26 protein-coding genes and 3 tRNA genes are annotated in these 26057 nt (G+C 71.3%); 7 read left to right on the forward strand and 22 right to left on the reverse strand.

The features are described 5' to 3' along the window. Positions 1-151 precede the first annotated feature (151 nt). A complete protein-coding gene (locus IEY20_RS08680) occupies positions 152-643 on the reverse strand; it encodes a Clp protease N-terminal domain-containing protein (protein WP_175327947.1) in 492 nt (163 codons plus the stop codon). 70 nt (positions 644-713) lie between these two features. Here IEY20_RS08680 and IEY20_RS08685 point away from each other — a divergent pair, with 70 nt between their 5' ends. Beyond that, on the forward strand, positions 714-1646 hold the full coding sequence (locus IEY20_RS08685; RefSeq protein WP_175327948.1) for an NAD(+)/NADH kinase: 933 nt from the start codon (positions 714-716) through the stop codon (positions 1644-1646). 171 nt (positions 1647-1817) lie between these two features. On the opposite strand, the gene IEY20_RS08690 is transcribed toward IEY20_RS08685, so the two are convergent. The 16 genes from IEY20_RS08690 to tilS all read right to left on the reverse strand — a co-directional run bounded on the left by IEY20_RS08690 (position 1818) and on the right by tilS (position 16386). Continuing rightward, positions 1818-2888 carry a sigma-70 family RNA polymerase sigma factor gene (locus IEY20_RS08690; protein ID WP_175327949.1) on the reverse strand — a complete coding sequence of 357 codons (1071 nt, stop codon included), beginning with the start codon at positions 2886-2888 and terminating at the stop codon, positions 1818-1820. 346 nt (positions 2889-3234) lie between these two features. After that, positions 3235-3366 (reverse strand): hypothetical protein, encoded by a 132-nt coding sequence (locus IEY20_RS17295; RefSeq protein ID WP_268239151.1) that lies wholly within the window; start codon positions 3364-3366, stop codon positions 3235-3237. A 74-nt stretch (positions 3367-3440) separates the two neighbouring features. Then, entirely contained in the window at positions 3441-3626 is a 186-nt protein-coding gene (locus tag IEY20_RS08695; protein ID WP_175327950.1) for a hypothetical protein, read from the reverse strand. Positions 3627-3702: 76 nt separating this feature from the next. Beyond that, positions 3703-3906, reverse strand: a complete 204-nt coding sequence (locus IEY20_RS08700; RefSeq protein ID WP_175327951.1) for a hypothetical protein — start codon at positions 3904-3906, stop codon at positions 3703-3705. A 106-nt stretch (positions 3907-4012) separates the two neighbouring features. Beyond that, positions 4013-5233, reverse strand: a complete 1221-nt coding sequence (gene fdhA / locus IEY20_RS08705) for a formaldehyde dehydrogenase, glutathione-independent (RefSeq protein ID WP_175327952.1) — start codon at positions 5231-5233, stop codon at positions 4013-4015. 237 nt (positions 5234-5470) lie between these two features. Continuing rightward, positions 5471-6997, reverse strand: a complete 1527-nt coding sequence (gene lysS, locus IEY20_RS08710) for a lysine--tRNA ligase (protein WP_175327953.1) — start codon at positions 6995-6997, stop codon at positions 5471-5473. Between the two features lie 158 nt (positions 6998-7155). Continuing rightward, positions 7156-7848, reverse strand: coding sequence for a Rossmann-like and DUF2520 domain-containing protein (locus IEY20_RS08715; protein WP_022903308.1), 693 nt, complete (start codon positions 7846-7848; stop codon positions 7156-7158). Beyond that, positions 7845-9608, reverse strand: a complete 1764-nt coding sequence (locus IEY20_RS08720) for a PH domain-containing protein (protein WP_175327954.1) — start codon at positions 9606-9608, stop codon at positions 7845-7847. The genes IEY20_RS08715 and IEY20_RS08720 overlap by 4 nt, the downstream gene beginning before the upstream one ends. A gap of 9 nt (positions 9609-9617) precedes the next feature. Continuing rightward, the gene (locus IEY20_RS08725) at positions 9618-10139 is read right to left on the reverse strand and encodes a PH domain-containing protein (protein ID WP_175327955.1); all 522 of its coding nucleotides are present in this window, start codon (positions 10137-10139) and stop codon (positions 9618-9620) included. Positions 10140-10155: 16 nt separating this feature from the next. Further along, entirely contained in the window at positions 10156-10644 is a 489-nt protein-coding gene (locus IEY20_RS08730; protein ID WP_022903305.1) for a DUF3180 domain-containing protein, read from the reverse strand. Next, the gene (gene folK, locus IEY20_RS08735; RefSeq protein ID WP_175327956.1) at positions 10641-11291 is read right to left on the reverse strand and encodes a 2-amino-4-hydroxy-6-hydroxymethyldihydropteridine diphosphokinase; all 651 of its coding nucleotides are present in this window, start codon (positions 11289-11291) and stop codon (positions 10641-10643) included. Before folK ends, IEY20_RS08730 begins: the two co-directional genes overlap by 4 nt. After that, on the reverse strand, positions 11288-11686 hold the full coding sequence (folB, locus tag IEY20_RS08740; protein ID WP_031273263.1) for a dihydroneopterin aldolase: 399 nt from the start codon (positions 11684-11686) through the stop codon (positions 11288-11290). The genes folK and folB overlap by 4 nt, the downstream gene beginning before the upstream one ends. After that, the gene (gene folP, locus IEY20_RS08745; RefSeq protein WP_175327957.1) at positions 11683-12678 is read right to left on the reverse strand and encodes a dihydropteroate synthase; all 996 of its coding nucleotides are present in this window, start codon (positions 12676-12678) and stop codon (positions 11683-11685) included. The genes folB and folP overlap by 4 nt, the downstream gene beginning before the upstream one ends. 6 nt (positions 12679-12684) lie before the next feature. Continuing rightward, entirely contained in the window at positions 12685-14670 is a 1986-nt protein-coding gene (gene ftsH / locus IEY20_RS08750) for an ATP-dependent zinc metalloprotease FtsH (RefSeq protein ID WP_175327958.1), read from the reverse strand. 135 nt (positions 14671-14805) lie between these two features. Next, a complete protein-coding gene (gene hpt / locus IEY20_RS08755) occupies positions 14806-15357 on the reverse strand; it encodes a hypoxanthine phosphoribosyltransferase (protein ID WP_031272831.1) in 552 nt (183 codons plus the stop codon). A 9-nt stretch (positions 15358-15366) separates the two neighbouring features. Then, complete coding sequence (gene tilS, locus IEY20_RS08760; protein ID WP_188889060.1) at positions 15367-16386, reverse strand: tRNA lysidine(34) synthetase TilS; 1020 nt, start codon at positions 16384-16386, stop codon at positions 15367-15369. Positions 16387-16436: 50 nt separating this feature from the next. On the opposite strand from tilS, the gene IEY20_RS08765 reads away from it, so the two are divergent. Beyond that, on the forward strand, positions 16437-16928 hold the full coding sequence (locus IEY20_RS08765; RefSeq protein ID WP_022902808.1) for an inorganic diphosphatase: 492 nt from the start codon (positions 16437-16439) through the stop codon (positions 16926-16928). A gap of 110 nt (positions 16929-17038) precedes the next feature. On the opposite strand, the gene IEY20_RS08770 is transcribed toward IEY20_RS08765, so the two are convergent. Both IEY20_RS08770 and IEY20_RS08775 read right to left on the reverse strand, forming a co-directional pair. Further along, complete coding sequence (locus tag IEY20_RS08770) at positions 17039-18493, reverse strand: C40 family peptidase (protein WP_175327960.1); 1455 nt, start codon at positions 18491-18493, stop codon at positions 17039-17041. Between the two features lie 34 nt (positions 18494-18527). Then, on the reverse strand, positions 18528-19805 hold the full coding sequence (locus IEY20_RS08775; RefSeq protein ID WP_175327961.1) for a M23 family metallopeptidase: 1278 nt from the start codon (positions 19803-19805) through the stop codon (positions 18528-18530). 302 nt (positions 19806-20107) lie between these two features. On the opposite strand from IEY20_RS08775, the gene IEY20_RS08780 reads away from it, so the two are divergent. The 3 genes from IEY20_RS08780 (at position 20108) to IEY20_RS08790 (ending at position 20403) form a co-directional block, all read left to right on the forward strand. After that, positions 20108-20180: transfer RNA gene (locus tag IEY20_RS08780), tRNA-Glu, on the forward strand. 72 nt (positions 20181-20252) lie between these two features. After that, positions 20253-20329, forward strand: a tRNA-Asp gene (locus tag IEY20_RS08785). A gap of 1 nt (position 20330) precedes the next feature. Next, a tRNA-Phe gene (locus IEY20_RS08790) sits at positions 20331-20403 on the forward strand. A gap of 227 nt (positions 20404-20630) precedes the next feature. Here IEY20_RS08790 and IEY20_RS08795 read toward each other — a convergent pair. Further along, positions 20631-21641, reverse strand: coding sequence for an aldo/keto reductase family protein (locus IEY20_RS08795; RefSeq protein ID WP_022902805.1), 1011 nt, complete (start codon positions 21639-21641; stop codon positions 20631-20633). Positions 21642-21836: 195 nt separating this feature from the next. Here IEY20_RS08795 and IEY20_RS08800 point away from each other — a divergent pair, with 195 nt between their 5' ends. Further along, positions 21837-22481 (forward strand): hypothetical protein, encoded by a 645-nt coding sequence (locus IEY20_RS08800; protein ID WP_175327962.1) that lies wholly within the window; start codon positions 21837-21839, stop codon positions 22479-22481. A 58-nt stretch (positions 22482-22539) separates the two neighbouring features. Further along, complete coding sequence (locus tag IEY20_RS08805; protein ID WP_022902803.1) at positions 22540-23532, forward strand: SDR family oxidoreductase; 993 nt, start codon at positions 22540-22542, stop codon at positions 23530-23532. 170 nt (positions 23533-23702) lie between these two features. Here the strand turns inward: IEY20_RS08805 and rocD are convergent, their stop codons facing one another. After that, a complete protein-coding gene (gene rocD, locus IEY20_RS08810; RefSeq protein WP_175327963.1) occupies positions 23703-24938 on the reverse strand; it encodes an ornithine--oxo-acid transaminase in 1236 nt (411 codons plus the stop codon). Then, a complete protein-coding gene (gene ddaH, locus IEY20_RS08815) occupies positions 24938-25828 on the reverse strand; it encodes a dimethylargininase (RefSeq protein WP_188889062.1) in 891 nt (296 codons plus the stop codon). The genes rocD and ddaH overlap by 1 nt, the downstream gene beginning before the upstream one ends. Between the last annotated feature and the right edge of the window lie 229 nt (positions 25829-26057).

Consider the following 26057-nt stretch of genomic DNA (forward strand, 5'->3'; position numbering starts at 1 on the left):
GACGTACATCGAGACTAACCAGCCGACCCCGAGTGGTCTGCCCCTGTTCGCCGTGGGCGTGACCTCGGTTGCGCTCGTGCGCGCAGGGCGGACGCCAGGCGCGTGGCGGGGCCGCCGCGTGCCTCCCGTCCGCCCCGCGGCGCGCCGGCCGTCAGCGGCTGGTGTGGCCCGCTCGTCGGGCGGCACGACGCAGCGCGCGACGGAAGCGACGGTGCTCGACGAGCAGGGTGCTCCGAGCGCGGAGCGCCGCCCCGGAGTCGCCGTCGAGGACCGCGAGCAGGAGGTGCACCGGACGGACGCGGTCGATCGGGCTGGCGAGCACGGTCGCGCGCGCGAGCAGTCGTTCGACCGCGACCGTGCACGTGATCCGGTCGTGCTCGGCGGGGCACGCGTGCCGTGCCGCGACGGGCACGGTGATCCGCGCGCGGACCGCCGAGGGGGTGACGCCGAAGCGGTCGAGGACAGGCCGGAAGTGGGGCATGCCGTGGGCGAGGACCACCGCGGCGAGCAGGAGGTGCTCGACGTCGACGACGGGTGACCCGGCTTCGTGCGCCTCGAGGTCGGCGAGCAGGACGAGTTCACGCCCCCGGCGGACGGTCGGCAGCGCGACGGACAGCTGGGGCGGCGAGAGCGTGATCGACATGATGTATCTAGAATATCATAGCGACTGATCGCATTGCCGACTCGACAGCGGCGCCCGGTACGATCCGGGCATGGAGCAGCCCGTCGTCGGCCTCGTCGTCCACCCGACCAAGAACGTGCAGGAGTCCGTCGAGACCCTGCGTCGCTGGAACGCCTCCGGCCGCGGCGAGCTCATCGCGCGACGGGCGGACGCCGGGCGCCTCGGCGGCACGATCGACGTCGTCGACGAGGACGACTTCACCGATCGGGTCGACCTAGTGGTCGCGCTCGGCGGCGACGGGACCATGCTCGGCGCGATGCGTCTCGTGGCCCGGCGGCCGGTGCCCGTGCTCGGCGTGAACTACGGCAACGTGGGCTTCCTCGTGGAGATCGAGCCGCCGGAGCTCGAGGCGGCGCTCGAACGCCTGTCCGCCGGCGACTACCAGCTCGAACCGCACCACGCCCTCGAGGCGAAGCTGTCGTGGAGCGGTGCGCGGACCGAGTACCTGGCGTTCAACGACCTCACCGTGGTCCGACGCCCGGGTGCCGGGCAGGTCTCGGCGGACCTCAGTGTCGGCGGGCTCGGGTACGGCTACTACCGCGCGGACGCGATCGTGGCGTCGACCCCGGCCGGCTCGACCGCCTACAACTACGCGGCGGGCGGCCCGGTCCTCTCCCCCGCGCTGTCCGGGTCCGTCGTCACGCCGGTCGCCCCGATGGCGGGCATCGACCGGTCCGTGGTCCTCGCGGCGCGCGAGCGCTACCGGCTCGACAACGCCGAGGGCACCCGGAGCGCGGCGCTCGAGGTCGACGGGCTCGTGGTGGGCGAGGTCGCGACGGGCGCCCAGATCGACGTCCGACTGCGCAAGGACGCGTCGAGCGTCGTCCGGCTCGACGCGGCACGGCACGGTCGGACCGGTCGGGTGAAGCTCAGCCTGCTCGACCTGCCCGTGCGGCCGGACCAGCTCATCGAGCTCATCCCGCAGGACCTCCGGCAGAAGCTGTCGCACGACCTCGAGGAGTGAGCCGAGCGGGGTGACCACGGGATGGTCGGAGCCTCCGACGCCCCGGAACGACGAGTGGCCCGCCCCGGCATCGCCGGGACGGGCCTTCCCATCACCCCACCGGGCCGCCTTCCCACAGGACGACCCGGTTCCCCGAGCCGGAGCTGTCGCCCCGGCCGAAGTCCACTGACCTCAGTCGGTCAGGTACAGCTGCATGTCCTGCGAGACCGCCTTGGCGAACAGGCGCAGCTTGGCGCGCGACTCCACCCGGCTCACGGCCTGACGGGTCGTGTGCACGATCTTCGAGATCTCGTCGAGCGTCATCGGCCTGTCGTCGTCGAGGCCGTAGCGCATGCGGATCACGTTCGCCTCGTCGCTCGGCAGCTCGGCGACGATCGACCGGATGTCGCGGTGCAGCAGGGTCGTCTCGGTGAGCTCGTTCGGGCTCGCGGCGTCCTCGTCCTCGATGAAGTCACCGAGCTCGCTGTCGTCCGAGTCGCCGACCACGGTGTGGATCGACACGGGCTCGTGCGAGCGGCCCTTGAGGTCGAGGAGCTCCTCGACGCTCATGCTGAGCTCCGCGGCGACCTCGTCGGGCATCGGGGCGCGGCCGAGGTCGACGGTGAGGTCGCGCTCGGTGCGGCTGATCTTGTTGATGAGCTCGACGGTGTGGACCGGGATGCGGATGGTGCGCGCCTTGTCGGCGAGACCACGCGAGATGGCCTGGCGGATCCACCACGTCGCGTACGTCGAGAACTTGTAGCCCTGCGTGAAGTCGAACTTCTCGACCGCGCGCACCAGGCCGAGGTTGCCCTCCTGGATGACGTCCATGAAGGGGAGGCCGCGCTGCGAGTACCGCTTCGCGATGCTCACGACGAGGCGGAGGTTCGACGTGATCATGCGCTCCTTGGCGCGCTCACCGTCGCGGACGAGCCAGCGCAGCTCACGCTGCAGGGTCTTGTCGAGCCCGGGCTCGGTGGTGAGCTTCTCCTCCGCGAAGAGGCCGACCTCGATGCGGCGGGCGATCTGTGCTTCTTCCTCCGCGGTGAGGAGGGAGAGCCGGCCGATGTGCCGGAGGTAGTCGCCGACCTGGTCGACGGATGCACCGCGGACACCGGCGAGCTGCTCGTCCGCCTCGACCTCGGTGTCGAGGGTGGTCGTCTCGACGGTCGCGTCGGCGGCCTTCGCTGCTGCGGCCTTCTTCGTCGTGCTGCGGCGGGCGCTGGTGCCGTTCGTGGTCGGTGCTGCCGTTGCGATCGTCATCTGACTCTCTCCCTGCGTTCGACGGTGATGGGGGCCTCGGTGGGGGTGCTGATGAGTAAAGCGGTTGCGAGGTGTACCCCACAAATCGATCCGAACGATTCCCAGGGATCTCCGTGCTTGGCCATCGGAACCGTCCCCCACGGGGTACAGCGTGAAGCCAGTCTGGCCCGCCGGATGGCCCCAGATCAAGGGCATTGCGCGATGTTTCCGCCGTTGCAGTGGTGTTTCTTCCCCGTTTCCGAGGGTGTACCCCGATCGGCAGCGCCCAGTGGACACGGAAAAGGGGTACGGCGTTCCGGATCGTGGACATCCGGACGTCGTACCCCGAAGAGCGATCAGATGGGGCTCACCAGGAGGGTTCGACCCACCCGTCCCGGCGCTTCGAGACCTCGAGGTCGGCGTCGCGGTCGAACTCGTCGTACTCGCTCTCGATGTCGCCGACGAGGCTGCGGCCGAGGGGGAACTGGGTCTTGGGCATGCGGACGATCGTCGCCCCGGGACGCGACCGCCGCGCATCGGGCCGGTGAACGGCGGGTGACGATGCCCGGACGGTCAGACGTCGACGTCGTCCTCGTCGCCGTCCGCCCACGGCTCGTCCCGCACGGGGTCGCCGAGCACCGGGTGGCCGAACGCGTCCTCGGGTTCGACCGCGTCGAGATCGCCGACGTCGTTCGCGTCGACGACGGAACGGCGGTCGGTGTTCTCGCGGTCGGCGGGGCCCGGCGTGACGGCGGTCATGCCGTCAGTGCAGCACCGGCGCGTGAACCACCGGTGAACCGACCCGGCCGGGTCGGCGCGCGGAGCGACTCGATCGCTACTCGGCGGAGGCGGGGGACGGCGCGGGGCGCCCGTGTTCACGCTCGAAGCGGGCGCGCTCCTCCGCCTCGACCTTGGCGTAGGCGGCTCGTTCCGTGCGGTCCGCCCGCATGATGGCGCGCATGAGGAACCAGAAGATGAGGCCGACGATGACGGTCGGCGTCAGGGCGAAGATGATCCCGGTCACGACTCCATGCGGCACGGCAGCATCCTAACGCCCCTCCCCGTGGAGCACGGTGTCCCCGGTGGGGCCGTGGTCCGTCGGACGGCGCAGGCACGCGGCTGCGTCGTCCGACGGATGCTGTCGATCAGGCAGCCGGGATGAGTCCGTTCGGGTTGAGGACGTACTTCGTCGCCGCGCCCTGGTCGAACTCCGCGTAGCCGCGCGGCGCGTCCTCGAGACCGATCGCCTTCGCGTTCACGTTCTTCGCGATGCTCGTGCGGTCGTGGAGGATCGCCATCATCAGCTGCCGGTTGTACTTCATGACCGGGCACTGCCCCGTCGTGAACGACAGCGACTTCGCCCAGCCGGTCCCGAGGCTCAGCGACAGGGCACCCTTCTGCGCCGCCTCGTCGATGCCGCCCGGGTCCCCCGTGACGTAGAGCCCCGGGATGCCGAGGGCGCCGCCGGCCGCCGTGATGTCCATCAGGGAGTTGAGCACGGTTGCCGGGGCCTCGTGGTCCGATCCGGCGCCGTGGCCCTTCGCCTCGAAGCCGACCGCGTCGATGCCGCAGTCCACCAGGGGTTCGCCGAGGATCTGGTCGATCTGGTCCGCCGGGTCGCCCTTGGTGAGGTCGACGGTCTCACAGCCGAACGTCCGGGCCTGGGCCAGTCGGTCGGCGTTCATGTCCCCGACGATCACGACGCTCGCGCCGAGCAGGAGGGCACCGGTGGCCGCGGCGAGGCCGACCGGGCCGGCACCGGCGACGTACACGGTGGAGCCGACCTCGACCCCGGCGGTCACTGCGCCGTGGAACCCGGTCGGGAAGATGTCGGACAGCATCGCGAGGTCGAGGATCTTCTCCAGCGCCTGGTCGCGGTCCGGGAACTTCAGCAGGTTCCAGTCGGCGTAGGGCACGAGGACGTACTCGGCCTGGCCGCCGACCCAGCCGCCCATGTCGACGTAGCCGTAGGCGCTCCCGGGCCGGTCGGGGTTGACGTTCAGGCAGATGCCGGTCTTGCGCTCCTTGCAGTTCCGGCAGCGCCCGCAGGCGATGTTGAAGGGCACGGAGACGAGGTCCCCGACCTTGATGAACTCGACGTCCGGACCGACCTCGACCACCTCACCGGTGATCTCGTGCCCGAGCACCAGGTCGGACGGCGCGGTCGTGCGACCACGGACCATGTGCTGGTCGCTGCCGCAGATGTTGGTCGCCACGGTGCGCAGGATCGCGCCGTGGTTCACCTTCCGCCCGACGTTCGCGGGGTTGACCCCGGGTCCGTCCTTGAGCTCGAAGGTCGGGTACTCGGTCTCGATGACCTCGACCTGTCCGGGCCCCTTGTAGGCGACCGCGTGGTTCGTTGCCATGGTGATCCTCCTCGATCCCTTGGCGCCCCGGGGCCGACGACCGACCAGCGGTCGCACCCACGCCGTCGTGGGAGTGGTCTCCGACGGGGCGGTGTCCCGGACACTACGCGCGACGCTGGTGTGTGGCCTCCGTGCGCGGGAACCGGCAACAGGACCGCGAGGAACGGCAGCCGGACCGGGAGCTCCGGGAGCTCCGGGAGCGGAGACCGCACCGCGAGCGGCCCCCGCTCCTCGCGGTCACTTGACCAGTGGGAACAGGATCGTCTCGCGGATGCCCAGGCCCGTGATGGCCATGAGCAGGCGGTCGATGCCCATGCCCATGCCACCCGACGGCGGCATCGCGTGCTCGAGCGCGCGGAGGAACTCCTCGTCGACCCGCATCGCCTCGGGGTCGCCGCCCGCGGCGAGCTTCGCCTGCTCGACGAACCGTTCGCGCTGCACGACCGGGTCGACCAGCTCGGAGTACGCGGTGGCGAGCTCGAAGCCGCGCACGTAGAGGTCCCACTTCTCGACGATGCCCGGACGCGTCCGGTGCTCCCGGGTCAGCGGCGAGGTGTCGACCGGGAAGTTCATGACGAACGTCGGGCGGTCGAGCGAGTCGATGACGAAGTGCTCCCAGAGCTCCTCGACGTACTTGCCGTGCGTGGCGTGGGCGACCTCGACACCCTCGGCGTCGGCGAGCGCCTGCAGCTCGGACAGCGGCGTCTCCGGGGTGATCTCGCGGCCGGCCGCCTCGGACAGCGAACCGTACATGTCGATGCGCGGCCACTCGCCGCCGAGGTCGTACGTGGTGCCGTCGGCCCAGGTGACCTCGAGCGACCCGCCCGTCACGGCGCGGGCGGCGTTCTGCACGAGCTCCTGCGTGAGGTCGGCCATCTGCTCGTAGTCGCCGTACGCCTGGTAGGCCTCGAGCATCGCGAACTCGGGCGAGTGCGTGGAGTCGGCACCCTCGTTACGGAAGTTGCGGTTCACCTCGAACACGCGGTCGATCCCGCCGACGACGGCCCGCTTGAGGAAGAGCTCGGGCGCGATGCGGAGGAACAGCTCGGTGTCGAAGGCGTTCGAGTGCGTGACGAACGGCCGCGCCGAGGCCCCGCCGTGCTGGGTCTGCAGCATCGGCGTCTCGACCTCGAGGTACTCGTGGGACGCGAACGTCTGCCGGAGTGAGGCCATCACGGCCGCACGGGCGCGGACGGTCTTGCGGGCGTCCTCGCGCACGATGAGGTCGAGGTAGCGCTGGCGGACCCGCGTCTCCTCGTTCAGCTCGTTGTGCAGGTTCGGCAGCGGGAGGATCGCCTTCGCCGCGATCTGCCAGTCGTCGACCATGATCGACAGCTCGCCGCGACGGGAGGAGATGACCCGGCCGTGCACGAAGACATGGTCGCCGAGGTCGACGAACTCCTTCCAGCGCGCGAGCGAGTCCTCGCCCACCTCGGCGAGGGAGACCATCGCCTGGATTCGCGATCCGTCGCCGGACTGCAGCGACGCGAAGCAGAGCTTGCCGGTGTTGCGCGAGAACACGATCCGCCCGGCGAGGCCCACGACGTCCTGGGTCTCCTCGCCGGTCTCGAGCGACGCGTACTGCGCACGGACCTCGGGGATCGTCGTCGTGATCGGGAGCGCCGCGGGGTAGGCCTCGACCCCGGCGTCGAGCAGCTTCGCGCGCTTGTCGAGCCGGACCTGCCGCTGCTCGCTGGTCTCGGCGGCCTCGAGGTCGGCGGCGAGGTCTGCGGACGTGGCGTCGGCGGCGGTTGCTTCGCTCATGAAGGGTGCGGCTCCGGTGGGGTCGTGGGGGATGCGGAAATGCTACCCGGCGCCGGCGTCCCGACGGGAACCGTGCCCGTCGCAGCCGCGCCTCCCGCCGGGGACCGCTCCCGTCACAGCCGCGCCTCCCGCCGGCGTCCCGACGGGGACCGCTCCCGTCACAGCCGCGCCTGACCGTCCGCAGCGGCGAGGGCGTTGTCGACGGCGCTCCGCACGAGGGCGCCGAGGACCCGGCCGGGGTGCTCGACCCCGATGCCGTCGAGGGTCCCGGCGGACTGCTCGACGATCGCGGTGGAGAAGCTCGCGGCGGCCCGGACGGCGTCGGCGTAGGCGGGCCGGTCCCGCTCGCTGACGACGAACGGCTCCGCGCCCATCTCGACCACGAGTGCCTGTGCGATCGGCAGCACCGGCCCGGGCGCGGTCACGGCGCAGTACGCGTCCCGCAGCCGGGTGAGGTCGACGCTGGTGCCCGTGAAGACCATCGCGGGGTGGATCGCGAGCGGGATCGCGCCGGCCGCCAGCGCGGGTCGGAGGATCTCGGTGCCGTGGTCGGGGCTCGTGTGCACGACGAGCTGCCCGGGCTGCCAGATGCCCGCGTCCGCGAGGCCCTGCACGAGTTCGGCGAGCTGGTCGTCGGGCACCGCGAGCAGCACGAGCTCGCTCCGCTCGACGAGGTCCGGCGTCGCGAGGACCGGCACGCCCGGCAACATCGCCTCGGCACGGTCGCGGCCCGCGTCCGACACGGCGGTCACGCCGACGACCGCGTGCTCCGCGTTCGCGAGCGCGGCCCCGAGCACCGGGCCGACCCGTCCGGCGCCGACGATCCCGACGCCGAGCCGTCCTGCCCTCACCGGACCGCTCCGGGGTCCGGTGCGTGGTCCCAGCCGGGAGGCCCGTCCTGCGCCCGCCAGGCGGGCGCACCGGGGCCGGTGGCCGGGGCGGCGCCGGGGGCGACCCCGTCGACGCCCGCCGCGGCCGTGGCGGACGCGAGCCGCGCCTCCCGTTCGCGCCACCGGTGGGAGGTGTCGACGGCGGCCGCCTCGACCGCGCGCCGAGCGGTCTCCGACCACAGCTGCTGCGCGTCGCGCGCGTCCAGCGCGCCGATTTGCGCGCTGACCGGCCCCTGGACGGTGTGGACGTGGGCGGAGGCGAGCCGCAGCACCCGTTCCAGCGGGCCCTGGGAGACCTTCACGCTCTGCACCCGCGGCAGCGGCACGATGACGAGGGAGCGCCACACGGCGCCGAGCCGGAACAGCACCGCGCCCTGCACGAAGCGGTAGCCGTTGCGCCGGAACGAGAGCGGCCGGAACCAGGCGCCGCGACCGGGCGAGTGCACGAAGCCGCCGCGGTCGCCGGACGTCGTGAGGCTGTCGTCGACGACCCCCACGGCCTCGGCCGAGCCCTCGCGGAGCTGCTCCTGCGACGCCCGCGGTCCCGCGACGGCCGTGCCGACGAGCCCGGGGAGGATGATGTCGAGCACCTCGCGGACGTCCTCGGCGCGGCCCACCGGGAGCACGATCGACGACGCCTGCTGGTTCGTCGACTGGCCGTTGCCGGCGTTCGTGGCCCGGTTGATGCGGATGTCCCACCAGCCGAACGGCCGCCAGAGCAGCGGCTGGGCGACGCTCACGGCGTGGATCCGGCCGGGCGGCAGCGTCTCGTTCGAGGTCGAGACCAGGCCGAAGCCGATGCGGATGCCGTCACGGGTCTCGGCGATCGTGTACTGCAGCGAGCGGGAGAACTTCCGGACGTAGTAGCCGCCGGCACCGATCACCGCCGGGAACAGCGCGAGGAGGATGCCGTACTCGCCGGTCACCGAGATGCTCACGACCATCGCGACGACGAGGAGCACGAGGAACACCGTCGTCGTCGAGAGCAGCATCGACGCGATCAGGCGACCCGGGTGCACCTTCACGATCCGGGTGGCGCGCACGGCCTCGGGGTCGAGCTCGGGCGAGAAGACCTCCTCGAGCCGGTCCTGCAGCACACCGTACGAGGCGCGCTCCGGACCCTGCTGGTCGTCCTCCTTCGCACCGGAGGCGAGCACCAGGATCCGCCGCCGGAGGTCCTCGGCGGGCTTCGACCCGAGGTAGGCGAGTTGCACGTTGGCGTCGTTGCCGGCCTGGGCGATCTCGAGCTTCGCGGTGCCGAGGAGCCGGGGCACGATCGGCCGGGAGATGTTGATGCCCTGGATGCGGTCGAGGCGGGCCTTGCGGTGGTTGCGGAAGAGCACGCCCGAACGCACCTCGACGATCTCGCCCGTGACGCGGAACTCGTGCATGCGCCAGGACAGGTAGAAGAGCCCGATGAGCACCACGAGCAGCACCACGATGCCGAGCAGCACCCAGCCCACCGCGCCGTGCTCGTACACGTAGCGCACCGGGTCGCCGTCGTCCTGCGGGCCGCCCCCGGGGATGAAGAACTCGACGAGCTGGTCGCGCAGGCTGTTGAGCACGTACCCGAGCACGACGATGAGGAAGATGCCACCGCGCAGCAGCGGGGTCAGCGGGTGCAGGCGGTGCCACTCGCCGTCGGTGAGGGGCGCGGCGGCGGCGGCGTTGCCCACCTGACCCGGCGGGGTCGGCAGCGCAGGGCCGGGGCGGAAGGTCACGACACCACCTCAGAGCCCGGCGCGGCGGGACTCGGCGAGCTCCACCAGCCGGTCTCGCAGCTCGTCGGCGTCGGCCGCGGGGATGCCTGGGATGCGGACGTTCGTCGCGGCGGCCGCGGTCACGAACTTGAGCTCGCTCATGCCGAGCGCGCGGTCGAGCGGACCGCGGGCGACGTCCACGAGCTGCATGCGGCCGTAGGGCACGGCCGTGAAGCGCTGCCACATGAGGCCGCGCCGGAACACCAGGTCGTCGTCGCGCAGCGCGTACCCGATCGACCGGACCCGGCGCGGGGTCAGGACGACCGTGGCCAGGGCTGCGACGCCGATCACGATCGCGACCGAGGTCCAGACGACCCCGGCAGGTCGGCCGAAGCCGCCGTTCACGACACCGAGCAGCACGCAGCCGGCGGTGACGACGACGCCGATCAGCACCGTGGTGACGAGCTCCGTCCACACGAGCTTGGGCGACACCCGCGTCCAAGTGGTCCCGGTCAGGCCGAGGCCCGGCTCGTCGAGTCGTTCTCTCGGCATCGCGGGCTCCGCTCCCTCAGTTGGTGGCCGTCGAGCCGCCGCCGTGGTCGTCGCGGTCGTCGTCGCCCGGAGGAGCGATGCACATGCGTTCGGCGACCAGTGCGCAGACCGTCAGGACGACGGCACCGCCGAACGCCACGGCGTTCGGCAGGGTCGAGCCTAGCGAAGGCGTCACGCTCCGGGTCAGGAGGTACACCAGCAGGCCCGCACCGAAGCCGCCGAAGAGCGCGCCGCCGATGCTCGAGGCCTTCGCGAGCACGACCACGCGCGTGGCGTACAGCGGGTCGACCGGGCGCTGCCGCAGCACGCCCTCCTTCGCGTGGCGGCGGACCGGACGCGCCATGAGCACGACGGCGATGCCGATGAACGCGAGGGTCAGGCCGAGGGCGACGGACAGCAGGAGCGTGGGTGCCCCGCGGGAGGCCAGGACGGCGTCGACCGCGAAGCCCGCGACGGCGGCGACGGCCGCCACGCTCACGAGGACGGAGGCGCGGGTCGGTCTCACGGTCGCGTCTCCGGCCGGGAGGCGCGGGTCGGGTCGACCGTGCGGGTCGCGTCGTCCGGCCCGGTCGCGTCGTTCGCGCGGGTCGTGTCGTCCGGCCCGGTCACGTCGTCGGTCCTGCTCGTGTCGTCCGGCCCGGTCACGTCGTCGAAGAGCCGGGGCTCGTCGACGCGCTCGGTGTCGTCGCCGAGGGCGGCGAGCAGCTCGGCCACGGGTCCGGCACCCGGCAGGACGGCCTCCGGGTCCGCGTCCGCCCACGGTGCGAGCACGAACGCTCGCTCGGCCGCGCGCGGGTGCGGCACCGTGAGGGTGTCCGTGTCGAGCGCGAGGTCGTCGATCGCGACCACGTCGAGGTCGAGCGTCCGGTCGCCCCACCGGACCTCGCGGGTACGGCCGTGCTCGTCCTCGATGCCGTGGAGGGCGTCGAGGAGGGCCTGCGGCTCCAGGTCGGTGTCGACCACCACCACGGCGTTGCGGTACCGCGGCTTCGACTCGTCCCGGCCCGCGAGCGTCACCGCGACGGACTCGACCTCACGGCTGGCCGCCACGGGCCGGACACCGGGCAGCGCGGCGATCGCCGACGCGGCTGCGCGGAGGGTGCTCCCCCGGTCGCCGAGGTTGGCGCCGAGCGCGATGACGGCGCGGCTCACTCTTCTTCCTCGGTGCGGTCGTCGGGCAGTACACCGCCCCTGGTCCGCCGGATCGTGATGGACACGTCCGTGAACGGCACCGTGATCGGCGCCTGCGGCTTGTGCACCGTGACCTCGACCGCGCGGGCCGCTCGGTGCGTGAGCACCGCTGCGGCGATGCGCTCGGCGAGCGTCTCGATGAGGTCGACGGGGTCGCGTTCGATCTCGGCGACCACCTGCTCCGCGACCACGCCGTAGTGGACGGTGTCGGCGAGGTCGTCCGAACCGGACGAGACCCGGGCGTCGACCTCGACGGCGACGTCGACGACGAAGTCCTGCCCGTCGGCGCGCTCGTGGTCGAACACGCCATGGTTCCCCCGGGCGCGGACCCCGGTCAGTCGGATGGTGTCGTTCACGATCGTGCTGCCCTCCAGGCGTCCCAGACGTCGAGCACCGCACGCGTCGGTGCGGGGTCGTGCACGCGCACCCCCCACGCGCCGCGTTCGGCGGCGAGCAGGCTGATGGCGGCGGTGGCGAGGTCGCGGTCGCGCGGCGGGGCACCGGCAGCGCTGCCGACCCCGTCGAGGAACCGCTTGCGGGAGGCGGCGACGAGCACCGGCAACCCGATCGAGGCGAAGCGCTCGTAGCCCGCCAGGATCTCCCAGTTCTGGACTCCCTGCTTGGCGAACCCGAGGCCGGGGTCGATGACCACCTGCTCCTCACGCACGCCCAGGATGATGAGTTCGGCGACGCGGTGCTCGACCTCGCGGCGGACCTCGTCCACCGCGTGCGCGTACTCCGCGTTCCGGTACATCCGGTCGCTGTGGCCGCGCCAGTGCATCACGACGAAGCCGGCACCGGTGTCGCGCACGACCCGCGCCATGTCGTCGTCGGCCAGCCCGCCGGACACGTCGTTGACGATCGCGGCTCCGGCCTCCACGGCCCGCTCGGCGGTCGAGGCGTTCATCGTGTCGACGCTCACGGTGATGCCCTCGGACACCAGCTGGCGCACGACGGGGAGCACGCGGTCCTGCTCGACCTCGACCGGGACGCGCTCGGCACCCGGGCGGGTGGACTCGCCCCCGACGTCGACGAGGTCGGCGCCGGCGGTGACGAGGTCCCGCGCGTGCTGAAGCGCGGCGTCGTAGGCCTGGTGCAGACCGCCGTCGCTGAACGAGTCCGGGGTGACGTTGAGGATGCCCATCACCCGCGTGCCGTCGGTCGGCGTCTGGGTGCGCTCGCGGTCGCGCCGGCGGCCGGTCACGATCTCCGGCACCGGGGCAGGTGCACGGAGGTCGATCGCGACCGTCGGCGGTTCCGCCGCGGCGGCGCGCGCCCGGTGTTCCTCGGCGCGCACACGGTCCGCTTCGGCGAGGCGACGCGAGCGTCTCGTCGGCAGGTCGGTCATGCCGGCCTACGCGGGGGCGATACCGGGGTTGCCGAACGGACGACGACGGGGCTTCGTCGACGACTCGGTGTCGCTCGGCTCGGCCGCGGTCGAAGCCGCGCGGCCCGGGAACTCGATCGCCGGCAGGTTCGACACCGGCCGCTTGTCGCTCGACAGCCACTGCGGGCGCTCGGGCAGCTTGCGGACGTCCTTGAAGATCTCGACGAGCTCCGGCGCGTCGAGCGTCTCCTTCTCGAGGAGCTCGCCGGCGAGGCGGTCGAGGATGTCGCGGTTGTCGTTGAGCACCTGGTAGGCCTCGTCGTGAGCGGCCTCGAGCAGCGCACGGGTCTCGGCGTCGACCGTCTCGGCGATGTTCTCCGAGTAGTCGCGGCCCGATCCGCCGCCCATCTCACGACCGACGAACGGTTCGCTGGAGCCGGACCCGAGCTTGACGGAACCCACCGCACGGCTCATGCCGTACTCGGTCACCATCTTGCGCGCGGTCGACGTGGCCTTCTCGATGTCGTTCGACGCACCCGTGGTCGGGTCGTGGAAGACGATCTCCTCGGCGACGCGGCCACCCATGGCGTAGGTGAGCTGGTCGAGCAGTTCGTTGCGCGTGACGGAGTACTTGTCCTCGAGCGGGAGCACCATCGTGTAGCCGAGGGCCCTGCCGCGCGGCAGGATCGTGATCTTCGTGACCGGGTCGGTGTGGCGCATCGCCGCGGCTGCCAGGGCGTGACCACCCTCGTGGTACGCCGTGATCAGTTTCTCCTGGTCGGACATGATGCGCGTCCGGCGCTGCGGACCGGCCATGACGCGGTCGACGGCCTCGTCCAGGGCCCGGTTGTCGATGAGCTGCGCGTTCGAGCGGGCCGTCAGCAGCGCGGCCTCGTTCAGCACGTTCGCGAGGTCGGCACCGGTGAACCCGGGCGTCTTGCGGGCGAGCAGCCCGAGGTCGACGCTCGCGGCGAGCGGCTTGCCCTTCGCGTGCACCTCGAGGATCTGCCTGCGGCCGTCGAGCGACGGGGCGTCGACGCCGATCTGGCGGTCGAAGCGGCCCGGGCGCAGGAGGGCAGGGTCGAGCACGTCGGGACGGTTCGTCGCAGCGATGAGGATGACGTTCGTCTTGCCGTCGAAGCCGTCCATCTCGACGAGGAGCTGGTTCAGCGTCTGCTCGCGCTCGTCGTTGCCGCCGCCGATGCCGGCGCCGCGGTGACGACCCACGGCGTCGATCTCGTCGATGAAGACGATCGCCGGGGAGTTCTGCTTCGCCTGGTCGAAGAGGTCACGGACACGGCTCGCGCCGACACCGACGAACATCTCGACGAAGTCCGAACCGGAGATCGAGTAGAACGGCACGCCGGCCTCGCCCGCGACGGCACGCGCGAGCAGCGTCTTGCCGGTGCCAGGAGGGCCGTAGAGCAGCACGCCCTTCGGGATCTTCGCGCCGACGGCCTGGAACTTGGCCGGCTCCTGCAGGAACTCCTTGATCTCGTGGAGTTCCTCGATCGCCTCGTCCGAGCCGGCGACGTCCGCGAAGGAGACCTGCGGGTTCTCCTTGTTGTTCATCTTCGCGCGGGACTTGCCGAACTGCATGACCTTCGAGCCGCCGCCCTGCGCGTTCGCGAGGAGGAACCAGAACAGGGCGCCGATGATGAGGAACGGCAGGAGGACGCTGAGCAGCGACAGGAACCAGTTCCCCTGCTGCACGCGGTCGGTGTAGCCGTCCGGCAGGTTCGCGGCGTCGACGGCCTTGATGACGTCCTCACCACGCGGGGTCGCGTAGTAGAACTGCTCGGTCGCGCCGTCCTTGAACTTGAGGTCGACCCGCTGCTCGGTGGAGTTCACGACGACGGAGGAGACCTTGTCGTCGGCGAGCTGCTGCAGGCCCTTCTGGGTGTCGATCTGCTGGGTGCCGGCCTGACTGATGACCGCCCACCCGATCCAGATCCCCACGAGCGCGATCAGGATGTAGATGTACGGCCCGCGGAGGATTCGCTTGAAGTCCATGTGATCCGGGCAGGAAGCCCGACACCTTTCTCTGCCGAAGTTGCGTGCAGGTCAGCATACGGCCGCGATTCTGTGGCGAGAATGGGTGTCCTCTGCGGGCGAACTCCACGATCCGCCGGGGTCAGCCGAACGCGCTCAGGAGTACACGTGCGGCGCGAGCACGCCGATGCCGCGCAGGTTGCGGTAGCGCTCGTCGAAGTCGAGGCCGTACCCCACCACGAAGGCGTCCGGGATCTCGAAGCCGGCGTACTTGACGTCGACCTCGACCTTCGCCGCCTCGGGCTTGCGGAGGAGCGCGACGATCTCGACGCTCGCGGCACCGCGGGACTCGAGGTTCTGCTTGAGCCAGGACAGCGTCAGCCCGGAGTCGATGATGTCCTCGACGATGATGACGTCGCGGCCGTGCAGGTCGGTGTCGAGGTCCTTGAGGATCCGCACCACGCCGGACGACTTCGTGCCGGAGCCGTACGACGACACCGCCATCCAGTCCATCCGCGCCTGCATCTTGAGGTGGCGCGAGAAGTCGGCCATCACCATGACGGCGCCCTTGAGCACGCCGACGAGCAGCGGGTCCTTGCCCGCGTAGTCACGGTCGACCACCGCGGCGAGTTCGGCGAGCTTCTCGTCGATCTGCTCGGGGGTGAAGAGCACTTCGGACAGGTCTGCCTGGACGTCGGAGAGTTCCACCACAGCACTCTAACCGGCGGCGAAGGCCAAGCGGTCGCCGTCGCGGGACGCGCTGACCCAGGGCAGGGCGATCGGCCCCTGTCCGTGCCAGTCGGTGACGAGGCGGCACACCTCGAGGGTCTGCACGCGCGAGAGCGTCACCCCGAACTCGCTCTCGACCGCGAGCCGCACGAGCCGCTGCCGGAGGGCGGGCGGGTTCGCGGCGAGCTGCCGCACGGAGAGCGAGATGCCGGCCTCGGAGTGCTCGGCGAGGTCCTCCGCCATCTCCTCGGCGAAGTGGTCGAGCGCCGCGGAGTCCTCGCGCAGCTGGTCGGCCGTGCGGGCGAGGGCCTCCGGCACACCGGCGCCGAGCTCCCGTTCCAGCGCGGGCATCAGGGCGGTGCGGACACGCACGCGGCCGTACGCGGGGTCGTCGTTCTGCGGGTCGTCCCACGGCGCGAGGCCCGCGGCGACGCAGGCTGCGCGGGTGGTGTGGCGGCGGACGCCGAGCAGCGGTCGTCCGTAGGCCGGTCCGACGGTGCGGCGCGCGAGCGGCGGCATGCCCGACAGGGCGTCGGGCCCGCTCCCGCGGAGGAGCCCGAGCAGGACCGTCTCGGCCTGATCGTCCAGCGTGTGCCCGAACAGCACCAGCGGCGACCCGGTCGCGGACGCAACCTCCGCGATCGAAGTGTGCCGTGCCTCCCGGGCGGCGTTCTCGGGACCGCCTGCGGAACCGACCGCGACCCTGCGGACCGTCACCGGGTCGAGACCCAGCGACGCGGCCTGCCGGGAGGCACGGATCGCGACCTCCGCGGAGCCCTCCTGGAGCGCGTGGTCGACCACCACGGCGCCGGCGCGCAGCGCCTGCTTCGGCGCCTCGAACGCGGTCGCCGCCGCGAGCGCGAGCGAGTCCGCACCGCCGCTGAGCGCGACGAGCACGAGGTCGCCGTCGGTGACGACGCCGTCGGCACGGGCCGTCTCGAGCAGCACCCGCACCGCACGGCGGGTCTCGGCGGTCGCAGGGTCCAACCGGGGACGCGGGGAGTTCACCCGGTAACGTTAGCCGCGCTCACCGAACCACCGACAGACCAGGAGTGCACATGGCCGCGTACGACGTCGTCATCGAGATCCCCAAGGGCAGCCGCAACAAGTACGAGGTCGACCACGAGACCGGTCGCGTCTACCTCGACCGCGTGCTCTTCACGTCGTTCGTCTACCCGACCGACTACGGCTTCTTCGAGAACACCCTCGGGCTGGACGGCGACCCGGTGGACGCGCTCGTGCTCCTCGAGTACCCGGCGTTCCCCGGCGTGGGCGTGAAGGTCCGCCCGGTCGGCGTCTTCAAGATGAGCGACGAGGCCGGCAGCGACGCGAAGGTGCTCGTGGTCCCCGCGAAGGACCCGCGCTGGCAGCACATCCAGGACATCTCGGACGTCGACGAGCAGACGAAGGCCGAGATCGCGCACTTCTTCGAGCGCTACAAGGACCTCGAGCCGGGCAAGTGGGTCAAGGCCGACGGCTGGGGCGACGCCGCCGAGGCCGAGGAGATCGTGCAGGCCGGCCAGAAGGCGTACGTGCCCGCCGGTCACTGACGACGGGCAGCGGGCCGCGGACACGAGACCGCGGTCGCGCCCCCTGACGAAGAACGCGCCCCGCTGCTGCGGGGCGCGTTCTTCGTCAGGGGGCGCGAAACGGCGTCGCGCTAGAGCGAGCCGGTCGGACGGGCGACGTACGGCAGGAGCTGGTTCGGCAGCCAGACCGCACGCTCGACCACGCCGACGCCGGGTCGCGCGGCCTCGACCATCTGGCCGTTCCCGGTGTAGATCGAATCGTGGTAACCACCGCTGGCGGTTCCGTTGCTCGAGTAGAAGAGGATGTCGCCGGGCTGGCGCTGCGAGAGCGGGACGAGCCGGCCGATCGAGGCGAAGTAGTTGTACTGCCAGACGACGTTGTGCCCACCGGTCGCGACGCCCTGGGAGCCGTAGGCCATCATCACGAGGCCGGAGCAGTCCCAGGTGTTCGGTCCGGCGCCGCCGAGGACGTACGCGTCACCGAGCTGGGCCCTCGCGAAGGCGATCGCGCCCGAGGCCTTCGACGGGCTGCTCGGGACCGGGGTGGGGGTCGGCGTCGGCGTGGGGGTGGTCGGCTTGGGGGACGGGGTCGTCGGCTTCGGCTTCGACGGCGTGGGCTGCGACGGGGTCGGGTTGCTCGGGCTCGGCTTCGACGGGCTCGGGTTGGTCGAGGTGCCGGGGTTCGTGGTGGTCGTCCCGCCGGATCCGCTCCCGCCGGACGTGCTCCCACCGGACGTGTCGCCGCCGGACGCGCTCCCGCCGTCTGCACTCCCGCCGGACGCGTTCTGCCCGGACGAGGTGGTCCCACCCGTGTGCGACGCAAGGGCCGCTTCGGCCTGCTTCGCCTGCTGGGCGTTCCAGTAGGCCGTCTCGGTCGCCACGCTGGTCCCCTTGAGGTACGCGAGCTGCTCGAGCACCTGGCTCTGCTGGTCCTGCTCGCGCTGCAGGCGACCCTGCGCGGCGGACGCGGCGTCGTTCGCGTCGGCGAGCGCGGACTTCGTCGTCGCCGTCGCCGAGGCCAGCGCCGTCGTCGCCTGCCGCTGCTGGGCCGCGAGCGAGTCCACGGTGTTCTGGTCGGCCTGGGCCTTCGCGAGCACGTTCGCCGACCGCTCGGAGAGGTGCGACATCGTCCCGACCCGGTAGAGCAGGTCCTTCGAGTCCCGGGCGTCCACGAGCATCGACGTCGACAGGTCCCCGCCGCCGGTGCGGGCGAGTTCGACCACGAGCCCGGCCACCTGCCCCGCCGAGGCCTCAGCCGTCGCCTTGGCCCGCTTCGACTGGTCCGCGAGGTCGTCGAGGTCGGCCTGCGCCTGCTGCTGCTGGGACGCGGCGAGCGCGTAGGTCTGCGCGGCCTGCTGCTCGACGATGGAGGCCCGGTCCGCACTGGTCTGCAGGGCGTCGAGACGCGTCCCGAGCTCGTCGACGGTCCGCTGCGCCGCAGCCGCGTTCGACTTCGCCGCTCGCACGTCGGCCCAGCTGGGTGCCGACGGTGCCGCCTGCGCCGGTCCGGCGAGGGCGATCGACAGGCCGATGCCGACGACGGCGACCACCGCGGTGCAGGTGAGGGTGCGAGCGGGCTGCTTCATGGGTCGGGTCAACGCCTCCTGGCGACGCTCGTGGTCATACCGAGATCCCCCGCGCTGCCATGAAGGGGACCGGATCGGTGGCGGCGCCGTTGATCCGGGTCTCGAAGTGGAGGTGGCACCCGGTCGACCAGCCGGTCGATCCGATCTTCGCGATCTGCTGCCCGGCCGAGACGTGCTGGCCGTTCGCGACGAGGATCCCGCCGTCGACGATGTGCCCGTAGGCCGTGGAGATGCCGCCGCCGTTGTCGAGCACGACCTCGTTGCCGTAGCCGCCGCCGTTCCCGGCGAAGACGACGGTGCCGTCGTGTGCGGCGTAGATGGGTGCGTAGCAGGCGGGCGCGAGGTCGACCCCGGCATGCAGCGCGACGGCGTGCGTGTAGGGGTCGACGCGCATGCCGAAGCCGCTGGTCTGGTAGCCGCCGGCGGGTCGGACCCAGCCCGACGCGTTCGGGGAGCCGCCCCCGGTCCCACCCTGGCTCGTCGCGGCGGCGGCAGCGGCAGCACGGGCGGCAGCGGCGGCGATGCGCGCCTGCCGCTTCTTCTCCTCCTCGACGCCCTTCTTGTAGCTGGCCTCGACACCCCGTTGCTTCGTGGTGAGGAGCGTCAGCTGGGCCTCGAGTCGCGTCTGGTTGTCCGTCTGCGCGCTGACGGCGTCCTGTGCGGCCTCGGCGGCGCCCTGCGCTTCTTGCATCTTCGAGCGCGCGGTCGCGGCCAGTGCGCCGAGCGCCTGCTTCGCGACGTCCGCCTTGTCCGCGAGGCCCTGGGCGGTCCCACGGTCCTGGGAGGCCTGGGCGTAGATGCCGTCGGCCTGTTCGCTGAGCTTCGACATCGCGCCGAGCTCGTACAGCAGGTCACCGGAGTCGGACGGGTGCGAGAGGAGGTCCGTGGTGACGGTGTTCGAGCTCGCGCGCCCGAGCTGGGCCGCCAGCTGCCCCGCCTGCGCCTCGGACGCACTCGCGGTCTTCTCCGCGTCGTCGGCCTGGCCCTGGAGCGACTTCTGCTGGAGCGTCGCCTCGTCGTACTTCGACTGTGCGGCCTGGTACGCCTCGCCGGCGGACTGCGCGGCCTGCTGCTTCGCCTTCGCCTCGGCCTGCAGCGAGGAGATCAGCGACTTGATCTCGCTGACCTTGTCCTGCTGGGCCTGGGTCGACGACTTGGCCTTCTGGACGTCGTCCCAGCTGGGGTACGTGGTCGCGCTGGCCGGGCCGCTCGGCGTGAGCGCGGCGAGGGCACCGGCAGCGAGCACGACCGCGACCGCTGCGGCGATGACGCGGCTGCGGTGGCGGAGGGACAGCGTTGGTGAGGTCGACATGTGTCTCGATTTCGTAACAGCGCGGCAAGGCTCACGCACGTAACACTGTTAACAGACGCAACAGTAGCAACAGGTGCCGCAACCGGTCACCCCTCGTGCGAGGGGCAGCCAGTGGCGACGACGATGCTCGCACCCGGGCATCGACAGCACGAATCGGGGCCTGGTGCCCCACGCTGAGTGAAGGCCCGCCCCTGGTCCGGGCAGGCGCGACACGCCGGGGAGGACGCGCTCAGGGGGCTCGATTTGTGAAACCCGTGGGGCATCCGTATGCTTGTCCATCGGTAGCGCACTGCACCGCTTGCGGCCCTATCGTTTAGTGGCCTAGGACACCGCCCTTTCACGGCGGCAGCACGGGTTCGAATCCCGTTGGGGTCACTCTTTGTGAGTGAGCAGGCAAGCAGAGCACCACCGAGCAGTACACACAACGCAGTACCCACAACAACACATGGCCCTGTAGCGCAGTTGGTTAGCGTGCCGCCCTGTCACGGCGGAGGTCGCGGGTTCAAGTCCCGTCAGGGTCGCCACGGCTGGATAGCTCAGTTGGTAGAGCGTTCGACTGAAAATCGAAAGGTCCACGGATCGATGCCGTGTCCAGCCACGGTGAAAGGCCCCCTACTCCGGTAGGGGGCCTTTTCGCGTGCTCGGACTTGCCGCGTGCCCGGGCTTGCCTCGTCCCCCGGATTCGTCGCGTCCCCGGACGCGCGGGGCGTCAGCGCTGCCGACCGTGTTCGCACAACCGGAGTCAGCACGCACCGCGGTTCGGCGCAGTTCCGACTGACTCCGGTTGTGCGAACGCAGGTCGAACCGGCGCGCCGGCCCCCGCGACTACGCCTCGCGCGCCTTCGGGCTGCTGTCGTTCGTCTTCGCCGGGTCGCGCTCGACGACACCACCCAGGGCGTCGTCGATCCGCGTCAGCAGCTCGGCGGGGATGGTGACCCCGGCGGCGCCCGCGTTGTCGTGCACCTGCTCCGGCCGCGAGGCCCCGATGATCGCCGACGCCACGTTCTCGTTCTGCAGCACCCACGCCACCGCGAGCTGCGCCATCGACAGGTTCAGCTCGTCGGCGACGGGCTTCAGGTCCTGCACGGCCGAGAGCACCTCGTCGTTCATGAACCGGGAGATCATCTTCGCGCCGCCCTTGTCGTCGGTGGCACGGGACCCTTCGGGCAGCGGCTGGCCCGGCTGGTACTTGCCGGTCAGCACGCCCTGGGCGATGGGCGACCAGACGATCTGCGAGATGCCGAGTTCCTTCGAGGTGGGGACGACCTCGCCCTCGATGACCCGCCAGAGCGCCGAGTACTGCGGCTGGTTCGAGATGAGCTGGAAGCCGAGCTCCTTCGCCAGTGCCGCACCGGCACGGAGCTGGTCCGCGGTCCACTCGCTGACACCGACGTACAGCACCTTGCCCTGACGGACGACGTCGGCGAACGCCTGCATCGTCTCCTCGAGGGGCGTCTCGTAGTCGTAGCGGTGCGCCTGGTAGAGGTCGACGTAGTCGGTCTGCAGTCGTTCGAGCGAACCGTCGATCGACTCGAGGATGTGCTTCCGCGACAGACCGGTGTCGTTGTGCCCCTTCGGCCCGGTCGGGCCGAACACCTTCGTCGCGATCTCGAGCGACTGCCGGCGCTCGCCCTTCAGCGCCTCGCCGAGGACGGTCTCGGCACCGGTGTTCGCGTAGACGTCGGCGGTGTCGAACGTCGAGATGCCGACGTCGAGCGCCGCCCGGACGCAGGCGATCGCCGCGTCGTTCTCGACCTGGGAGGCGTGGGTCAGCCAGTTGCCGTAGGTGATCTCGGAGACCTTGAGGCCCGAGTTCCCGAGGTAGCGGTACTCCATGTGCGTGTCACTCCTGTCGTGGGCCGCGTCGGTGCGGTCCGAACCGTGACGGTAGTCTTCGCGAGCTCCGTGCGAGCGGATGACTGTACGCTGATGTTTCACGAATGGGCCGGCAAAGACGAAACCCCGGCGATGTGGCCTGGGCCAGGGATCGTTCCGGGGTCTTCGCGATCAACGGTAGCAGATGGGGGAATCATGCGGGAGGACGTGCTCGAGCGTCTGCTCACGGCCGAACGACTCCGGTCGTACGCCGAGGTGACGGGATCGTCGGCCGGTGCGCTGCGGCTGTCCGCGTGGAACATGCGAGCCGCGGCGTCGGTCATGGAACTCGCTGGCGTCGTCGAGGTCGTTGCCCGCAACGCACTCGACCGAGAACTTCGCGCTTGGGCGGCCGCCCGCTCCGGGCGACCGTGGTTCGACGTGGCTCCGCTCGACGCCCGTGGCACTGCAGACCTGGCGAAGGCTCGAGCGCGTGCAGGTCGGAACGCACGTCTCGACGAAGTCCACGGCCGGGTCATCGCGGAACTCACCTTCGGGTTCTGGCGGTACCTCGTCGAGTCGCGGTACCACACCTCGCTCTGGGTACCGGATCTCCACAGGGCCTTCCCCCACGGGCCGGACAACCTCCGCGTGCGGCGGAGCGAGGTGACACGGCGACTCCAGCAGCTGCACTTCGTCCGGAACCGCGCCGCGCACCACGAGCCGATCCACGCTCGCGACCTGCACCGCGACCACGACTACGCCATCGAGCTCCTCGATTGGATCAGCCCCGTCGCCGCCGAGTGGGCAGCGCGCACGACGTCGCTCCGCGCGGTCCTCGCCACCCGACCCAGCGCATGAGGTGCAGGATCGCAGGGGCGCGGTGCACAGCGGCACCGCCGGGAGCGAAGGAGCATCCATGACCGGAGCGAGTGTCCTGTTCATCGGCGGCAGCGGGGTGATCAGCGCCGCATGTGTCCGCGAAGCCGTCGAGCAGGGGTTCGACGTGACGGTGCTCAACCGGGGGACCACCGGGGGCAGGCCGATCCCGGATCAGGTGACGCGCCTCCAGGCCGACGTGTCGGACCGCGCCGCACTGGCGGAGGTGCTGGGCGACCGCCGGTGGGACGTCGTCATCAACTGGATCGCGTTCACGCCCGACCAGGTGCAGGCGGACGTCGAGACCTTCGCCGGCCGGACGCGCCAGTACGTCTTCATCAGCTCGGCCTCGGCGTACCAGACCCCGGCGACGCACCTGCCCATCACGGAGTCGACGCCACTGAAGAACCCGTACTGGCAGTACTCGCGCGACAAGATCGCGTGCGAGGAGCTGCTCATGCAGGCGTACCGGGAGCAGGACTTCCCGGTCACGATCATCCGACCGTCGCACACCTACGACGAGACGAAGCTCCCGCTGACCGGCGGGTGGACCGCGGTCGCACGCATGCGTGCGGGCAAGCCGGTCATCATCACGGGTGACGGGTCGTCGCTGTGGACCCTCACGAACAGCCGGGACTTCGCGGTCGGTTTCACGGGGCTGCTCGACAACGCCTCGGCGATCGGCGAGGCCTTCACCATCACGAGCGACGAGGCGCCGACCTGGAACCAGATCGCCCACGAGATCGCGGCCGCTGCCGGCGTCGACGATCTGAAGATCGTGCACGTGCCGGCGGACGCGATCAACGCGGTGGACCCGGAGTGGGGTGCGGCGCTCCTCGGCGACAAGGCGAACAGCTCCGTGTTCGACAACAGCAAGGTGCGGTCCCTGGTGCCGTGGTACCGGCCGCGGATCCCCTATCGGCAGGGTGTGCGCGAGGTCATCGCCTGGTACGAGGCGCACCCGGAGGAGCAGGTCGTCGACGAGCGGCTCGACGGGCTGATGGACGAACTCGCCGAGCGCTGGGCGGTGTAGCGCGCGCTGCGCCGCGGCGCGCGGACCGCGGCGCGCGGGCCGCGCCACGCGACGGCGCACAACGAAAGACACCCGGAACCACGTGATCGCGTGGTTCCGGGTGCTTTCGGTTGTGCGGAGGCGATACGAACAGGATCACCGGCCGGGAGGCACGGCGTGCGCCCGCCCGGTCAGCTGCGGGCGCGCAGGACCTCACCGAGCGCGCCGATCGCGTGCCGCACCTCGTCGTCGGTGACGACGAGCGGCGGCGCGAAGCGGATCGTCGACCCGTGGGTGTCCTTCACGAGGACGCCCCGGTCGGCCATGTCGTGCGCGATCTCCTTGCCGGTCCCGAGCGCGGGGTCGATGTCGATCCCGGCCCAGAGTCCGGCGACGCGGTGCGCGACGACCCCGTGACCGACGAGGTCCTCGAGGAGGCCTCGGAGCACGGGCTCGCCGTCGAGCGCCCGCTGCTGGAACGTGCCCTCGGCGAGCACCGCCACGACCTCGGAGCCCACGGCCGCCGCCAGCGGGTTGCCGCCGAACGTCGAGCCGTGTTCGCCCGGACGCAGGACGCCGAGCACGTCGCGGCGACCGACCACGGCGGACACCGGGACGATGCCGCCGCCGAGCGCCTTGCCGAGCGTGATCAGGTCCGGCGTGACCCCGACGCGCTGCACCGCGAGGGTGTGGCCGGTGCGTCCGAGGCCGGACTGAATCTCGTCGGCGACGAGGAGGGCGCCGAACTCGTCGCAGACCTCCCGGACCGCGGGCAGGTAGGACGCCGGCGGGATGACCACGCCGCCCTCGCCCTGGATCGGCTCGAGCAGGACGGCCACGACGGTGTCGTCCATCGCGGCGCGGAGGGCGTCCGCGTCGCCGTACGGCACGGTGCGGAACCCGGGCGTGAACGGTCCGAAGTCGTTCCGGGCCGTCGGGTCGTCGGAGAACGACACGATCGTGGTCGTGCGGCCGTGGAAGTTCCCGGACGCGACGATGATCGTCGCCCGGTCGGCCGGGACGCCCTTGACGCGGTAGCCCCAGGCGCGCGAGACCTTGATCGCGGACTCGACGGCCTCGGCCCCGGTGTTCATCGGGAGCACCATGTCCGTGCCTGTCAGGTCCGCGAGCGCGGTGGCGAACGGCCCGAGCCGGTCGTTGACGAACGCGCGGCTCGTCAGGGTCACCCGGTCGAGCTGGGTCCGGGCGGCGTCGAGCAGCCGCTGGTTGCCGTGGCCGAAGTTCACCGCGGAGTACGCGGCGAGGCCGTCCAGGTAGCGCTTGCCGTCGACGTCCGTCACCCACGCCCCGTCGCCCGACGCGATGACGACGGGCAGCGGGCTGTAGTTGTGGGCGAGGGAGCGGTCCTCCACGGCGAGCGCGGCGGCCGTCGCCGCACCGAGCGACGCGGACATCGCGGTGGCCATCAGGACCGCGCGACCGAGTTGCCGGTGCCGACCGGGTGCAGGTCGAGCGTGCAGCACTTGACGCCGCCGCCGCCGAGCAGGAGCTCGGACAGGTCGACGCCGATCGGGTTGTAGCCCTTCTCGCGCAGCTGCTCCGCGAACCGCTCGGCGCGCGACGCGATCACGACGTTGTAGCCGTCCGAGTACGAGTTCAGGCCGAGGATCGCGGCGTCCTCCTCCGTGGCGATGATCGCGTCCGGGAAGCGCTCGCGCAGGATCTCGAGCGAAGCCTCGTCGAAGGCGCTCTCGAGGTAGGCGATGTTGCTCCGGCCGGACGCATCGGGCTCGGGGTCGAGCACGGCGATGGCGGTGTCGAGGTGGTAGAAGCTCGGGTTGACGAGCTTGAGCGTGACGACCTCGCGGCCGTAGATCCGCGCGAGCTCCTCGTGCGAGCTGCTGTCGGAGCGGAAGCCGGTGCCGGCGAAGATCGTGTCCCCGATGAGCAGGAAGTCGCCCTCGCCCTCGTTGGTCTCCTCGGGCTCGGCGACAGTCAGGCCGGCGCTGCGGAACCAGTCCATGTAGGCCGGACCCTCGGGCTGGCGCTCGGGGTACTGGAACTTGGCGCCGTACGCGACGCCGTCGAGCACGAAGCCGCCGTTGGCCGCGTAGACCATGTCGGGCAGGCCCTCGATCGGCTCGATGTACGAGATGTCGAAGCCGAGCTGCTCGTAGACGTCGACGAGCGACTGCCACTGCTGGACGGCCTTCGACGTGTCGGTCGGGTCCTCCGGGTGCATCCACGGGTTGATCCGGTAGCTGACCGTGTAGTGGGTCGGCTTGCACATGAGGATCGTGCGCTTGGTCGCGACACGGGCCGGGGTGGCGAGGGATTCGGGAGCGGTGTTCGACATCAGTCCTCCTGGGGGACCGGGGCCCGAGCCTGCCAGGAACCACCACTGGACGAGTTGCAGAGCTCCGGCGAGATGCAGGCTCACTCGCCGTAGCGGACCAGGTCGACGCCGATCGAGAGTCTTGCACACACCGTCCGCTCAGTGCAGTCACGAGGTGGTCACGGCCTGGCACCCGTTGTGGGCACGCACGTTTCGTGCGCCGGAGCCACCGGGCGTGCAAGAAGCACGC

Origin of the sequence: Curtobacterium luteum (assembly GCF_014646995.1) — a bacterium.
GTDB classification, from domain to species: Bacteria; Actinomycetota; Actinomycetes; order Actinomycetales; family Microbacteriaceae; genus Curtobacterium; species Curtobacterium luteum.